This is a genomic window from Bacillus sp. AR13-1 (genome assembly GCF_008042285.1).
GTDB lineage: Bacteria > Bacillota > Bacilli > Bacillales > Bacillaceae_G > Bacillus_A > Bacillus_A mycoides.
The window spans coordinates 16,317-30,968 of sequence record NZ_QNUA01000008.1; the positions used below are offsets into that span (position 1 = coordinate 16,317).

The window sequence follows — 14,652 nt, forward strand, 5'->3', positions numbered from 1 at the left end:
TTTTATTTTATAAAGAAATGAGGTGTTAGCATGAGTTCTTTTACATTTAACAATCAACGTAAGGAATACATTCAAATAGAAAAAGGATGGAGTCCGCCAACATGGGCACCTTTGAAGCGTAATTTTCTAAAGGTTCCCGGATATCCAGGTGCCAGATTATTAAATACAGATACAGATCCCCGTCCGCTTCCTGTACCTGTTGGAATTATAGTTCCAGATGGAACGGATTTAGAAACATTAAAAGAAGAAATAGCAGAATGGCTTATTACTGAACAAGCAGCCGAGCTAACTTTTGATGCAAAACCAGACAGAACATATATAGCTGTTATTGACGAAGAATTTAATCCCGATGATTTTGTTACCTTAGGCAAAGGTACTTTGAAATTCATTTGTCCGATGCCCTATAAATTAGGAAAAGTACAAACTCATCCATTTGTGCAAAATTGGTCTACAGAAATAACTTCTAATTTTACTAATAAAGGAAGCGTAGAAGCCCCACCAATAATTGAAATGATTGTGAAAAAACCAAGCACTTTTTTAGATGTATGGTTTGGTGCATATCCTTTAGAGCGAAACTATTTCCGTATTGGTTATCCATTAACTGTGGAAGAATCAACTGTACAAGAGCGTGAACGCGTGTTGTGGGATGAAATGTCATCCGTTGTAGGTTGGACTCCTGTTACTGGACAAGTGGAAGAAATGAAGGGTACAGGCGAACTAAAGGTGAAAGATGGAACAGCGATTTATTGTCCATATTACGGTGCAGAAGGTACGAAAGAATTTCATGGCGGTATTGCAAAGAAAAGTATACCTGGTGGACCTATTCAAGATTTCGAAATGGAAGCCAGAGTTCACTTGCAATCTAAAAATATAGATCAAATGGGGCGTGTTGAAGTCCTTCTTTTAGATGAAGCGAGTAATGTTGTAGCTCGTATTAATATGAATGATTTATATACGGATGCTGAAATTACAAAGGCATATATGAGAGTTGGGAATAATGGAACGCCAAATAGTATAAGGAAATTAGTTGATACAACTGGTGCTCATCCTAATACATTTAATAATTTCAATGGAAGATTACGTATTGCAAGACGTGGGAAAGAATGGTCTGTCTATGTGGCACGTTTTAGAGATGGTACAGAAATAGACGATGCTTCACTTGTTGAACGTTGGATTGACGAAACAGGGAATCCGATGACGGAAAGAAAGATTGCACAAGTCATGATTGCCATTTGTCGGTGGGATAGAAATACACCTGTTTATACCATGCAAATTGATGATTTAAAGATTTGGAAGATAAACAAAGTCCCTTCCAATACAAAGCCCTTTATTTTCGATACAGGAGATAAAGTGATTATCGATACAGAACGAAGTTTAGTTACAATCAACGGAATAGATGCGATTAACTTAAAAGATTTTTTTAGTGAGTTTCCTAAGATCATACGTGGAGATAATCGTATTGATATTATGCCACCAGATGTTACAGCGACAATCAGTTACAGGGAGAGATACAGATGAGAACGCCAAGTGGTGAATTGCATGTTGTTGATTTTAAAACAGAACAAATTGTAGCATCTATTCAACCTAAAGATTTTCGGGATGATAAAAGACATTGGGAAATCAAAAATAACATTGATACATTAGAGTTTCGAGTATTTGATAATACAAGGCATTCAGCCACACTTATGCAGCAAAACTTAGTATTAAAAGAAGTGCGTGATGGCCGTATTGTTCCTTATGTAATTACTGAAATTGAAAAGGATTCTGATGATAGATCAGTAATCGCTTATGCATCTGGTGAATGGGTTCAACTTGCTAAAGCTGGTATTATCCCTCCACAAAAACTAGAAGGTAAGACAGTAATTGAAATGGTGGATATCGCTCTTGCAGGTACGAAGTGGAAGAAAGGGAATTTGGAATATGCTAGTTTCCGTTCCATGACTATTGATGAATTTATTGATCCATTGACTCTCCTTAAAAAGATAGCTTCATTGTTTGAATTAGAAATCCAATATCGCGCAGAGGTCATAGGCTCTCAAGTCGTTGGTCGTTATGTTGATATGATTAAGAAGCGTGGTCGAGAAACAGGAAAAGAAGTAACTCTCGGCAAAGATTTGATGGGAATTAAACGGATCGAAAACTCTCAAAACATTTGTACAGCCTTATTGGGTTTCGTGAAAAAAGAAGGCGGAGAGTTTGTTACTATTACCGAAATAAATAACGGTGTCCCTTATCTTGTGGACGGTGATGCTTACCAAAGATGGAATGAGAAAGGACAGCATAAATTCGGTTTCTATAGTCCAGAGACAGAAGACCAAGATATGAATCCAAAACGTTTAATGACTCTTATTAATACAGAGTTAAAAAAGCGTGTAAATACATCGGTTTTGTATGAAGTTGGAGCACAAAGCATCGGGCGAGTATTTGGATTAGCGCATGAACTAATTAATGAAGGCGATACAATCAAAATAAAAGATACAGGCTTTACGCCTAAATTATATCTTGAAGCTCGTGTCATTGCTGGTGATGAATCATTTACTGACCCTACACAAGATAAATATGTGTTTGGTGACTATCGTGAGATTGTTGATCCAAATGAAGAATCAAGAAAGATTTATAATCGGATTCTTAGTTCATTAGGTAATAAGCAAGAAATGATAGATCAGCTAGATAAATTGGTGAAAGAAGCTAATGAAACAGCTAGTAACGCTAAGAAGGAATCCGAAGCAGCAAAAACATTGGCTGAAAAGGTACAAGAGAACATTAAAAATAATACCGTTGAAATTATAGAATCCAAAAATCCACCGACAACTAACTTAATAGACAGAAAGACACTATGGTTAGATATTTCTAACGGTAAGCCTGGTATTTTAAAACTTTGGAAAGATGGCATTTGGGATCCGGTTGTCCCTGATGTAGAAAAGGTGAAGAAAGAAACATTAGAGCAGGTTAATAAAGATATTGAGTCCACAAAAACAGAGTTAAATCAAAAGGTTCAAATCGTGGACAATAAAGCGCAAGAAATAGCTGGGCAAATTTCTGATGTGAAAAAAGAGGTTCAGGGAAAAGTAGACTCAAATTTTGTTAAGGAACAAATTAAAGATAAAGCCGATAAATCAGGTGTTTTCACAAAAGATGAGATTAATAATGGATTTGTCGGTAAACAAATTTATGAAACTGATAAACAAGGAAACGTTAAAAAGTTTCAAGAAATCAGTACATCTTTTGAGCAAACGAATGAAGCAATTAAATCAAAAGCTGAAAAACAAAGTGTAACGGATTTAGGAAATAATCTAACTCAAGTATCAAAGACTGCTAATGAAGCGAAACAAACAGCTGATGGTAATACACGTACCATTTCACAAGTGGATTCTAAAGTAAATCAAACAGTTACAGACTTTACCAAAAAGACTACTGCAATAGAAGAAACGGTTAATGGCGTTTCAACAAAAGTTACTAACATACAAACCGAACAAGGAAAGCTTACTGAACGTATTACCAAATCAGAGCAAACCGCAGATGGATTTAAAACTTCTATTGAGTCGTTAACTAAAAAAGATGGTGAAATTAGTAATAAATTAAGTACGGTTGAATCAACGGTGGAAGGCACAAAAAAGACGATATCTGATGTGCAGCAAACAACAAATGATCTCAAGAAAACAACAACTGAAATTACAGAGCAAGCAGGTAAAGTCAATGAAAAGTTAACTAGTGTAGAAACGAAAGTTAATAATGATAAAGCTGGGGGACGTAACCTTGCATTAGATTCAAATGTAAAATATGAGAAAACAGATTATTTAATCAATCAATATTCTCTAACTGAAAATTTCTCTACAGGTGAGGAATATACCTTTGTAATTAAAGGAAGTGTCCCTCAAGGTCAAAAATTTGGAATTTGGCAGAATGGCGGGTCTAGCAATGTTGGATATGCAACAAGTGTTTACGCTAATGGAATAACTTATGTAACCTTCAAAGCTGTTGCGGCTACAAATGGGAATGAACGAAAGTTAAGTTTATATAACTCTCCAAGTAATACTACAAAAGCTACTGTAGAATGGGTTGCTTTATATAAAGGGAATAAGCCGCAGGATTGGACACCAGCCCCAGAAAACCAAGTAACAAATGATGAATTTACGAAGAAAACAAATGAAATTACAAAAAGTGTTGATGGAATCAAAGAAACAGTAACGAAAGTAGAAAATAATCAAAATGGATTTGATAAGCGTGTTTTAGAAGTTGAAAAAACAGCAAGCGGACTATCTTCCACAGTTATTAATTTAAACAATGTAGTATCCGACCAAGGAAAGAAGCTTACTGATGCCAATTCTAAAATTGAACAACAGGCAACAGTAATCGGGGCAAAAGTTGGAATCAAGCAAGTCGAAGATTATGTTGCTGGATTTAAGATTCCTGATTTAAAGAATACGGTTAATAAAAATAAAGAAGATCTACTTGCAGAATTAGCGAACAAGCTTGCGACCGAACAATACAATCAGAAAATGACTCTCATTGATAACCGCTTTACTATTAATGAAAAAGGTATAAATGCATCAGCTAAAACAACAGAAGTATATACAAAAGAACAAGCGAATGGGCAATTTGCTACCTCAGGATATGTAAGAGATATGGAAAGTCGCCTTCAGCTAACTGAAAAGGGCGTTAGCATATCAGTAAAAGAAAATGATGTCATTGCAGCGTTCAATATGAGTAAAGAAAACATTAAGCTGAATGCGGCACGAATAGATTTAGTTGGCAAAGTTAACGCAGATTGGATTAAAGCTGGGTTGTTAAGTGGTTGCCAAATTAGAACATCAAATACCAATAACTATGTAAGCTTAGATGACCAGTTTTTACGTCTATATGAAAGTGGTGTCCCTAGAGCGTTTCTTGGATATTATCGAAGACGAGACGGTGCAGTACAACCAACTTTCATCTTAGGATCAGATGAAAAAACTAGCGCTCCTGAAGGTACTTTATTTATATCTCAAATGGGGACCGGATGGCCTCAAGCTAGTGCGAACATTGGTATTACTGATGACATAGTTGATAGTGAGATAAGAAAGTCTGTGTTTTGGGAGCTTAACAGAAACGGAATTAGTGTTCTACACGCAAACGACTATCATGCTCTTTATGCCGGAAATGGAAACTGGCATTTCAGACGAGGAAAAAGTGGTCTATATCAATCTACATTAGCAATCGAAGATAATAGCTCAGATGCGGATTTAAGATTACCTAATATCACATTACGTAATAGCCGTGTAGCAGGATATACCGGAGTTCTCCAAGTTAAGTCGTCTGTTACTCAAAATGGATGGGGAGCTGTTCAAGGTAACTTTATGAGCCCTTCGTTACGTGAATATAAATCTAATATTCGTGATGTGTCTTTTTCTGCTTTAGAAAAGATTAGAAATGTTAGAGTAAGAGAATTTAATTATAAGAACGCGGTAAATGAGCTTTACAAAATGAGAGAAGAGAAAGATCCCGATGACCCACCAGTGACAACACAAGATATAAAAAAATATTATGGAGCAATTGTAGATGAATCTGATGAAGCATTTGTGGATGAAAGTGGGAAAGGGATTCACTTGTACTCTTACGCATCCCTTACAGTAAAAGCTTTACAAGAACTTGAAGAAATTCAAAATGAGAAAATACAAGAAATGGAGAGAAAGCATAATGAAGAAATTACATCAATGAACTACAAGTTAACAACGTTAGAAACGTTAGTTCAAAAGTTAATAGACGAGAAACCAGAGCAGCAGTCATAAGCTGGTCTTTTTTTATTGAACAAAATACGGCTTTTAGAGACAAGTGTGCGATAACATGCTTTTTTATTTTTAGAAAAAGGCGAAAAAGTTTATGTTCGGGGTTTTATGATGACACGATAGGAACATGTACTGAGTATAAAGAAAAGGCGACTGTAAGTGTAATGTATATGGGCTCTAAATATTAACGAGCGGATTTGATGCAGGGGAAGTTATCTTTGTAAAAGAACTAAGGACTAAGATTAATAAAAAGTGATTTAAAAAACATTACTCTTGATGTCGATTAAATCACTAAGTTAAATTAATCCTGTGAATCTGCGTTGTCATGATTCGCTGAATTCGAATCGTGATTATTACCTTCCGAATGATCCTGAGCACTTTTCATAGACGCTGTAATAACTGAGGTAGTCATTACGGCATTCATCCAGCTAGCTTCAGCATCATTAGTATTTGTTCCTGAATCGTTATGATTACCATTTTCTTGTATTGAGGAATGATTTTTTAATTCTTTTTCAATAGATTTGTTAACTTGTTTCTTCCTACCAAAAATCTTCATGAATACTAGTAATATAAAGCATACAACGAAGATTATTAGAAGAAAAATTATCCCTTCCATATGCACACCTGCTTTCTACTCTAAACGATAACAAATAACACGGTACAATAACACATTACAAGGGAAATTTTTAAAAATAAAATTATTCTGAATAAAATACGACTTTTAAAACAAATCAAAGCGTGCTTATAGCAGGCTTTTTAATTTTTAGAAAAGGAGTCGAACCAATGCAAGAAATTCAAGATTTAAAGCAAGAGATCCAACAAATTAAGTCAGATCAAAAGGATATGCAGCGCGATATCCGAAACATAGAAACACGTACCACTGTCAATGAAAAGGACATTGTGAATATAAACAAACAGCTTGAGAAGATTAGCGCCAATACTACCTGGATTCTCCGTATCATTATTGGTGCAATCGTAACAGCACTTATCGGTTTATTGTTGAAGGGAGGTGGTATGTAATGATTGAGATTACTGTAATGATTGGAATTGTAGTTGGTCTTTCACAGATTGCAAAAACAATTGGATTACAAATAAAATATGTTCCGTTATTGAATTTAACGCTTGGCATTGTGCTAGGCGTTTTATTTTTGGACGGAGATATCAAAGCAAATGTATTTCAAGGAATCATCATTGGACTATCAGCAAGTGGATTATTTGACCACACAAAAATTATGAAAAAGGATGTTGATGCTAAATGAAAAAGACAATGAAACATGTTACCTCATTTCTTATGATTCTAGCACTTGCTGGTTCTTTTGCAACAAGTGCTTTTGCCGATAGAACGCTTATTATTCCTGATTTACCAAAACAACCATACCGTTATGGTGTAGGTGCTTATGAGGGTGTTGTGGCGCATAGTACAGCAACTCCAGAAGCGCCAGCTATTAACATTCAAAAATATGAGTCTCGTACATGGCGTTCAGCTTTTGTTCATTATGCAGTTGATTGGAATGAAACAATTCAGATTGCTGATACAAAATACATTGCTTATGGTGCAGGGCCAGGTGCGAATAAACGTTTTGTACACGTAGAGCTTTGTGAAACAAGAGATTATGAGAAGTTTAAACGCAGCTATGATAAATATGTAAAATTACTAGCTAAAATCTTGCGAGATCGAGGATTATCTGTAGAAAAAGGATTATGGACTCATTATGATGTGACAAAATACCTTGGTGGAACAGATCATGAAGATCCGCTTGATTATTTACGTAGCCACGGTGTATCAGAAGCCCAATTCCGTGCTGATGTACAACGAGCATACAATAATTCTAATGTTGAAGTTACTGTTTCAGAAAAGCCCTCTAAGCCAGAAAAAGTACCAACAGCTGTAACAGATGGTATTGCTTATATTGAGGGTAAAAACGTTAATTTACGTAAAGGACCAGATACAAGCTATTCTAAAATTCGCCAGTTAAACAAACCAGAATCATATATTGTGTGGGCTGAAAAAGACGGCTGGCTGAATCTTGGCGGAGAGCAATGGATTAAATACGATTCTTCTTATGTGAAGTTTGATAAGAAAAGTACAGTGGACTCATCTATTGTAGGAAAGCGTGTTGTTTCTAAAGTTAATAAGCTACGTTTCTATGATGCTCCATCTTGGCAGGATAAAGATGTTGCTGGTTCTGTGGATGCAGGGTTAGGATTCACAATTGATGCGAAAATAAATGTCAATGGATCGTCACAATATAAAGTACACAACAGCCAGGGTAAAACATACTATGTAACAGCAAATGAAGCCTATGTGTATGTGAAGTAAAAACAAGAGCCGTCATTTGACGGCTTTTTTTATTGCTATGTAATTAGAATTTACTTTTAGATAATGCTTTAAGTACTGGCTTTACAATTAAACCTACTAAACGAAAAGTTTTAAATATAGAGCGAACAACCTTCATGGAGATGCCCCCTAAATTAAATAATATATCAAGTATGTATTATTTCTTCTCTTTAACTTCAACAAAATTTAATACTTTACCTTTTGGATCATCATTCTCAAATCTAATCCTTTTCTGATTTCATCTAGCCTATTTAATAGATTTTACTACTCTGTTTTTGCTATTTCGTCTAATGTCATTTCAAGGTATCCTAAACCGTGATACATAGAGCTTAAACTAGATTCAGTCTTTGCATTATCATTTGCATCTAACCCTTCAAATGCCCCTTCTATTGATAATACAATTACTTTCATATCGTCACTTAATGCCTCTCTGAAATAACTGTACTCTGTAGGTGGGTCAAGTTCTTTTATCTTCATACCTTGTTCTTGAACTAATTTAAACTGCTTTCTTAATTCCTCTTTATTCGTTTTCAATGTTTTATCTTTTTCAACTATTGGTTTTGTAGCCTGAAGTGCATCTATGAATTGTTTAGTTTGTGTTTCAATCTGTTCTTTATACTGTTTTAATGTTACAGGAGGATTAACCTCTCTTATTATTTGTTTATCATCACTTGCTCGTTCTTCAGCTAATGTTCTATTTGCATTTTCTTCTTCACTTGCTACCATCTTAGTTTCTTCTTTAACTTCTTCTTTGACCACTTTGTCATTACTTTTATTTTTTGTCTCTTTTCTTTTGTATGCTTTATCTATTTCTGCATCTACAATCTTCATGAAATCTTCTTCTCGTGGCTTTACTGTATCCGATTGCTTCGTATCCTTTGAATCTTCAACTTTTACATTATCAGTCTGCTTCTCTTCTGCATTATCTTTAGAACATCCTACTCCTGCTACTAATATAAGTGGAAATGCTAAACATATTAGTTTCTTTGCTTTCATACCTCATACCCCTTTTATATTTATAACCTCTACTTATTATTTAGTTCAAACATACAAGTAGAGTCTTTTATTTCTTTGGTGTATAGTCAATTGACTCGTCTGTTGTGCTTGATGTATCTTCTACAAATGAATCAAGATCTTTCTTGCTACCATCGTATTTTTCATTAATTGCTCGTTTCAATGCGGTAGGGTCTTTATCGTTCATATCAGCAAAGAAAGGTTCCCATTTTTGCATATCCTTTTCTAACCCTTTTATAGCCTTGTCTACTTCTTCTTTTTTTACTTTCTTTTTATCGTCACTAGATTCTTCATAATTATCAACTGCTTTTTCTAACTTAGGTATATAGTTTTGCATACTCTCTATACCTTCTTTGATTTCATAGTTATAGTCTGCATACTTTTTAGGTACGTCAACTCTTTCTAATTCTTCTAACTGACTACTAATACGCATTACGGTATCCTTTGGTGCGCCCTCATATCGACCTTCTGAAATTGCCTTTGACTCCTTATTTAAGGTTCTTATCTCGTCTTTAAGGGTTACTAATTCCCTAAACATAAAATCCACATAGTCTGTTGCAGAAACATAGATAGATGACTTCACCTTTTTCTTTTCTTCTTGCTTATCTTCCTCTGTTTCACTTTCTGTATTCTCACCATTTCTTTGCTTCTCTTCATATTCTAGTTGAGACAATGCACCTCTTAGTTGTGCTTCAATTTGCTCATCACTATAATGTAGTTGTTTCATATCTTTAATCATTTTATCTGCTTTAAACTCTTTGTCTACCTTTCTAAACTCTGCTTGTGTAAGTCCGTATGTGTCTAGTGTACAGGCCGATAATAACATGATAGGTAAAGCTAATGTTAATAGTTTCTTTGCTTTCATTTTTATATTACCCCTTAGTGAATTGAATGATTTGTATGTTACTATATTATTTTGCATGTTCTTTCATTAATTTATCAAGTGCTTTACCGTAGGCATCAGGATCATACTTAGACAATTCCTTCGTAGTTGGTTCCCAATAGTCTAAATCTGCTACTGATAGGTTTTCCATTAGTTTTGCTACTGATTCTTTAAAACTGTCTTTATCTTTCTTGCTGCTTTCTCTTATTAAATCTAACCCTTTTCTTAGTTCTGACGCACCTTTTAACATGACTTTTTGTTGGTCTTGAAACTTAGCAGGCGCTTCTATGTTTTCAATAGCTTTTACAGTTTCCTCTAACTCGTCTACAGAATCTAAAATGACATCTGTCTTACTATCGTCTTTAATAAATTCTCCCATATTGATTAGATATCCATCTTTCTTGACGAACTGAAACTCTACCATCTGTTCGCAAATATAGTTTGGATACTGTTTCTCTGATAATACGACTTTCTTCTTAAATGTATCTTGAGTCTTAGGAGTAGAATCTTTATCTCCTACTCCACAACCGAACAATAATAGAACTGGAACTGTTAATGCTATGAGTTTCGTTGCTTTCATTATGTATCCACCTTGTGATATTATTTGTTTCCCTAGTTAGGACTCTTCGTTACTTGAACCAACTCATGTAAGGCATCTGCATGAGAAGAAAGTGCTTTAGTTATCGTAGATGTTCCTTTTAAATAATCACTATGCGTTTTATCGTCTACGTTTGATAATGTCAACTCAATACCTTCACGCATAGTCTCCATTTTATGGATTACTATTACCTAAAGCGATAACCGCAGAAATATATTCTTCATCTAATCCTTTTCGAATAATAGCCATACATGTCCCAGGTTCATCACCTAAGAATGCAGTTTCAGGAACGCTATTTTTCAATATTTCACTAGTAAATGTAAAGATTTCTCTTTCTGGATCTTGAGCATCTGTATAACGTCCATTCTCTATGACATCGACTGGAAGTATACTTTTTACTTCTGTCATGACATCGGATAATGAACGGCTTTGTTTTCCAGATTGGGAAAATTGAAGGGTGATATTATTTGCTCTACCTTCTAAAAACATTGCTATAATATAATCGTTTGCAAATCTAGTGATTGAAGCGGACCCTTTATTTGAACCGTATTCTTTTATAAAGTTTTCTTCTGTATCACCTAGACCAGCTTTAACAGAAATTTTATTTGATTGTGTAGCGGATAATTGTTTTTCCTTATCTGGTGTAGATTCTTTCTTTTCTTTTTGTTGTTTCTCTTTTTCTTCAGCTTCGGCTTTTTCTTTAGCTTCTTTTTCAGCTTTCTGTTGTGCTTCTTCCTGTTTGCGTTTTTCTTCAGCAGCCTTTTTCTCTTCTTTAGCTTGTTTAGCTTTTTCTTGTTCTTCTTTTTCCTGTGCTTTTTTCTCTTGTTCTTTAGCTTTCTTTTCCTTTTCAATTTTTTCTTTTTCTTGGTTTTCTTTTAATACTTTTTCTTCAGCTCTTTTTTTATCAATTGCAACTCGTTCTTCTGGAGTTATCGACTTGCTAGCAAACACACTTGCTAAAATAAACGAAATGAATAATACCGGCAAGAAAATTAATATAACTCGACCTCTTGTTTTTGTGTTGCCAAAACGAAGGACCTTTCCTGGTTTGATCAGACCTATAATTAGTGCAATTACTGATAGTATTGACACTAATAAAAACAAAAACATTAATGCAGTAAACAAATAAAAACCTCCTTATATATGTAAATCAAAATATAATTATAACAGGAATAAATGGTTGAGTTACATAATTATTGTAAAAAATCTAATGTATACTTTCTTAAGCTCGCATAAACCCACATTCAAAAAACTTGTCCATTAAGCCACTTACAATCCCTTTGGATGAGTTATTGTATTAATGAAGAGTATGATAGACATGTATGGAAATGAAAATAAATTTACAGTCTGCGAAATGGACATATAATAGAAGAAAAAAGAAATATTTATATTGTCATCACCCTGTTGGCGTCAACCTAATGCGCCTAATGGCTACAAAAGACATCTACTTCGTACCATTTGGCCAAGATGCACCAGAGAAAAAACCGAACTCAATGGTAGCTCGTATGGAGTTACTTGAAGATACAGTATTGGAAGCGCTACAAGGAAAACAATTACAACCTGTTGTTGTAGAAAAATTCAGATATATGAATTAAAAAACGAAAAAAACGTACAATTTTTGTTGAAACCATCATTCTTACTGTAGAATATGATAAAATTAACGTTATTAAGATTAGAGGGGGCATTGTAAGCTCCTTCTAATTCTAAGTTATAGAAGGATTGGTATCTAGAAAGGGGCATAGTGATGGAAAAGCAAAAAACTTTTCATGTCGCTGTAGTTGGAGCAACCGGCGCAGTTGGTGAACAAATGTTAAATACTTTAGAGAAACGAGAATTTCCAATTGGGAAGTTAACGTTACTTTCATCTAAACGATCTGCAGGTAAGAAACTTGTATTTAAAGGCGAAGAATTTATAGTTCAAGAGGCAACTCCTGAAAGTTTTGAAGGAGTAGATATTGCACTATTTAGTGCAGGTGGATCTGTATCGAAACAATTAGCGCCAGAAGCAGCAAAGCGCGGTGCAATTGTTGTTGATAATACAAGTGCATTCCGTATGACAGAAAACGTGCCACTTGTTGTACCTGAAGTAAATGAAAATGATTTAAAAGAACATAATGGTATTATTGCAAATCCAAACTGTTCTACAATTCAAATGGTAGTAGCTCTTGAGCCAGTTCGCCAGCAATATGGTTTAAAACGAGTAATCGTTTCCACATATCAAGCTGTATCAGGTGCTGGTGCGGCAGCTATTGAAGAACTTCATGAACAATCACAAGCAATCTTAAATGGCGAAGAAGTAAAGGCGAATGTTTTACCTGTATCAGGTGACGAAAAGCATTTCCAAATCGCTTTTAATGCTATTCCACAGATTGATAAATTCCAAGATAATGGATTTACATTCGAAGAAATGAAAATGATTAATGAAACGAAAAAAATTATGCATATGCCTGAATTAGAAGTAGCTGCGACATGTGTACGTTTACCAGTTGTATCGGGTCATTCCGAGTCTGTATACATTGAAGTAGATAAAGAAGGCGTAACAGTAGAAGAAATGAAAAACTTACTTGCAAATGCAGAAGGTATTGTACTGCAAGATAATCCAGCAGAGCAGTTATATCCAATGCCAGCTACTGCAGTAGGTAAAAATGAAGTATTCGTTGGAAGAATCCGTAAAGATTTAAATAATGATAAAGGATTCCACCTTTGGGTCGTATCTGATAACTTATTAAAAGGCGCTGCATGGAATTCTGTTCAAATTGCAGAGCGCTTAGTAAAATTACAATTAGTGTAAACGGCTAAGAGAAGGTGCAAAATATGAAAATTATTGTTCAAAAATTTGGTGGTACATCAGTACGTGATGACAATGGGCGCAAGCATGCGCTTCACCATATAAAAAAATCGTTAGCTGCTGGTTATAAAGTAGTTACTGTTGTATCAGCAATGGGCCGTAAAGGTGAACCGTATGCAACTGATACGTTATTAAGTCTTGTAAATCAAGAGGAACCTAATATTTCTAAACGTGAGCAAGATTTATTATTATCATGCGGAGAATTAATCTCAGCAATTGTTTTCTCTAACATGTTGAATGAGAATGGTATAAAAGCAGCAGCATTAAATGGTGCGCAAGCTGGTTTTGTAACGAATAATGACTTTACGAATGCTAAGATTATTGAAATGAATTGCGATCGTATACATGAAGAGTTACAAAATGTAGATGTTATCGTCGTGACTGGATTCCAAGGTCAAACGAAAAATGGAGATACGACAACACTTGGACGCGGAGGTAGTGATACCTCAGCTTCAGCATTAGGTGTTGCGCTTCATGCTGAATATATCGATATCTTCACAGATGTTGAAGGTGTTATGACTGCGGATCCTCGTATCGTAAAAGATGCACGTCATCTTCAAACTGTAACATATAACGAGATTTGTAACATGGCTTATCAGGGTGCGAAAGTTGTTCATCCACGTGCGGTTGAAATTGCGATGCATGCAAAAGTACCACTTCGAGTACGTTCTACGTATTCTGATAGTGAAGGTACGCTTATTGCGGCATATGATGGTGCTACAAAAGGGCAGGATGTAGAAGAACGTCCTGTTACAGGGATTGCCCATGTGTCAAACGTAACGCAAATTAAAGTGCTTGCAAAAGAAACTGCATATGATTTACAACAACACGTGTTTAAAGAAATGGCTAATGAAGGGATTAGTGTGGACTTAATTAACATTTCTCCTACTGGTGTAGCTTACACAGTAAAGGATAGTGTATCAGCGCGTGCAGTTGAGGTTTTAAAGCAACTTGGATATGATCCAGTGGTGACAGAGCATTGTGCGAAGGTTTCTATCGTTGGTGCTGGAATGGCAGGTATTCCAGGGGTTACAGCGAAAATTGTCACAGCTTTAGCGGAAAAAGGTATTCAAATTCTGCAATCAGCAGATAGTCATACGACAATTTGGGTTCTTGTAAAAGAAGCCGATTTAGTGGAGGCTGTGAATGCATTACATAGTGCATTTGAGCTTTCAAAAGAAAAGCAACTGGAACAATAAGGAGTGA

The 14,652-nt window shown here is 35.1% G+C and carries 13 protein-coding genes and 1 pseudogene; 8 read left to right on the forward strand and 6 right to left on the reverse strand.

From position 1 onward, the window contains the following. The first annotated feature begins 30 nt into the window (after positions 1-30). The gene (locus DN408_RS07340) at positions 31-1,518 is read left to right on the forward strand and encodes a distal tail protein Dit (protein ID WP_098403616.1); all 1,488 of its coding nucleotides are present in this window, start codon (positions 31-33) and stop codon (positions 1,516-1,518) included. Beyond that, the gene (locus tag DN408_RS07345) at positions 1,515-5,768 is read left to right on the forward strand and encodes a phage tail spike protein (protein WP_147740031.1); all 4,254 of its coding nucleotides are present in this window, start codon (positions 1,515-1,517) and stop codon (positions 5,766-5,768) included. Before DN408_RS07340 ends, DN408_RS07345 begins: the two co-directional genes overlap by 4 nt. Positions 5,769-6,066: 298 nt before the next feature. Here the strand turns inward: DN408_RS07345 and DN408_RS07350 are convergent, their stop codons facing one another. Then, positions 6,067-6,381 (reverse strand): hypothetical protein, encoded by a 315-nt coding sequence (locus tag DN408_RS07350; RefSeq protein ID WP_147740032.1) that lies wholly within the window; start codon positions 6,379-6,381, stop codon positions 6,067-6,069. Between the two features lie 167 nt (positions 6,382-6,548). On the opposite strand from DN408_RS07350, the gene DN408_RS07355 reads away from it, so the two are divergent. From DN408_RS07355 to DN408_RS07365, 3 genes are read left to right on the forward strand one after another with little or no spacing between them, the layout of a single operon-like run. Continuing rightward, complete coding sequence (locus tag DN408_RS07355) at positions 6,549-6,785, forward strand: hemolysin XhlA family protein (protein ID WP_147740033.1); 237 nt, start codon at positions 6,549-6,551, stop codon at positions 6,783-6,785. Beyond that, the gene (locus tag DN408_RS07360; RefSeq protein WP_147740034.1) at positions 6,785-7,024 is read left to right on the forward strand and encodes a holin; all 240 of its coding nucleotides are present in this window, start codon (positions 6,785-6,787) and stop codon (positions 7,022-7,024) included. The genes DN408_RS07355 and DN408_RS07360 overlap by 1 nt, the downstream gene beginning before the upstream one ends. Next, positions 7,021-8,085: an N-acetylmuramoyl-L-alanine amidase gene (locus DN408_RS07365; protein WP_147740035.1), complete on the forward strand. Its 1,065-nt coding sequence runs from the start codon at positions 7,021-7,023 to the stop codon at positions 8,083-8,085. Before DN408_RS07360 ends, DN408_RS07365 begins: the two co-directional genes overlap by 4 nt. A 282-nt stretch (positions 8,086-8,367) precedes the next feature. Here the strand turns inward: DN408_RS07365 and DN408_RS07370 are convergent, their stop codons facing one another. The 5 genes from DN408_RS07370 to DN408_RS07385 form a co-directional block, all read right to left on the reverse strand. Beyond that, entirely contained in the window at positions 8,368-9,099 is a 732-nt protein-coding gene (locus DN408_RS07370; RefSeq protein WP_147740036.1) for a hypothetical protein, read from the reverse strand. Between the two features lie 67 nt (positions 9,100-9,166). Further along, complete coding sequence (locus DN408_RS31320) at positions 9,167-9,982, reverse strand: hypothetical protein (RefSeq protein WP_235712290.1); 816 nt, start codon at positions 9,980-9,982, stop codon at positions 9,167-9,169. Positions 9,983-10,028: 46 nt separating this feature from the next. Continuing rightward, positions 10,029-10,580, reverse strand: a complete 552-nt coding sequence (locus tag DN408_RS07380; RefSeq protein ID WP_147740037.1) for a DUF7018 domain-containing (lipo)protein — start codon at positions 10,578-10,580, stop codon at positions 10,029-10,031. Between the two features lie 32 nt (positions 10,581-10,612). Beyond that, entirely contained in the window at positions 10,613-10,762 is a 150-nt protein-coding gene (locus tag DN408_RS31325) for a hypothetical protein (protein WP_179957888.1), read from the reverse strand. Positions 10,763-10,772: 10 nt separating this feature from the next. After that, a complete protein-coding gene (locus DN408_RS07385) occupies positions 10,773-11,723 on the reverse strand; it encodes a hypothetical protein (protein ID WP_147740038.1) in 951 nt (316 codons plus the stop codon). 281 nt (positions 11,724-12,004) lie between these two features. Between DN408_RS07385 and spoVFB the strand changes: the two are divergent. The 3 genes and pseudogenes from spoVFB to dapG form a co-directional block, all read left to right on the forward strand. Then, positions 12,005-12,193 (forward strand): annotated as a pseudogene (gene spoVFB, locus DN408_RS31330) (dipicolinate synthase subunit B); the annotation flags it as partial. 149 nt (positions 12,194-12,342) lie between these two features. Continuing rightward, positions 12,343-13,389: an aspartate-semialdehyde dehydrogenase gene (gene asd / locus DN408_RS07395; RefSeq protein WP_147740039.1), complete on the forward strand. Its 1,047-nt coding sequence runs from the start codon at positions 12,343-12,345 to the stop codon at positions 13,387-13,389. 23 nt (positions 13,390-13,412) lie between these two features. Beyond that, positions 13,413-14,645 carry an aspartate kinase gene (gene dapG / locus DN408_RS07400; RefSeq protein WP_002088068.1) on the forward strand — a complete coding sequence of 411 codons (1,233 nt, stop codon included), beginning with the start codon at positions 13,413-13,415 and terminating at the stop codon, positions 14,643-14,645. Positions 14,646-14,652 lie beyond the last annotated feature (7 nt).

What these genes read in the sequence shown, in the direction of transcription:
- DN408_RS07340 (WP_098403616.1), top strand. Translation starts at nt 31, where the DNA reads ATGAGTTCTTTTACATTTAACAATCAACGTAAGGAATACATTCAAATA.
- DN408_RS07345 (WP_147740031.1), top strand. Translation starts at nt 1,515, where the DNA reads ATGAGAACGCCAAGTGGTGAATTGCATGTTGTTGATTTTAAAACAGAA.
- DN408_RS07350 (WP_147740032.1), bottom strand. Translation starts at nt 6,381, where the DNA reads ATGGAAGGGATAATTTTTCTTCTAATAATCTTCGTTGTATGCTTTATA.
- DN408_RS07355 (WP_147740033.1), top strand. Translation starts at nt 6,549, where the DNA reads ATGCAAGAAATTCAAGATTTAAAGCAAGAGATCCAACAAATTAAGTCA.
- DN408_RS07360 (WP_147740034.1), top strand. Translation starts at nt 6,785, where the DNA reads ATGATTGAGATTACTGTAATGATTGGAATTGTAGTTGGTCTTTCACAG.
- DN408_RS07365 (WP_147740035.1), top strand. Translation starts at nt 7,021, where the DNA reads ATGAAAAAGACAATGAAACATGTTACCTCATTTCTTATGATTCTAGCA.
- DN408_RS07370 (WP_147740036.1), bottom strand. Translation starts at nt 9,099, where the DNA reads ATGAAAGCAAAGAAACTAATATGTTTAGCATTTCCACTTATATTAGTA.
- DN408_RS31320 (WP_235712290.1), bottom strand. Translation starts at nt 9,982, where the DNA reads ATGAAAGCAAAGAAACTATTAACATTAGCTTTACCTATCATGTTATTA.
- DN408_RS07380 (WP_147740037.1), bottom strand. Translation starts at nt 10,580, where the DNA reads ATGAAAGCAACGAAACTCATAGCATTAACAGTTCCAGTTCTATTATTG.
- DN408_RS31325 (WP_179957888.1), bottom strand. Translation starts at nt 10,762, where the DNA reads ATGCGTGAAGGTATTGAGTTGACATTATCAAACGTAGACGATAAAACG.
- asd (WP_147740039.1), top strand. Translation starts at nt 12,343, where the DNA reads ATGGAAAAGCAAAAAACTTTTCATGTCGCTGTAGTTGGAGCAACCGGC.
- dapG (WP_002088068.1), top strand. Translation starts at nt 13,413, where the DNA reads ATGAAAATTATTGTTCAAAAATTTGGTGGTACATCAGTACGTGATGAC.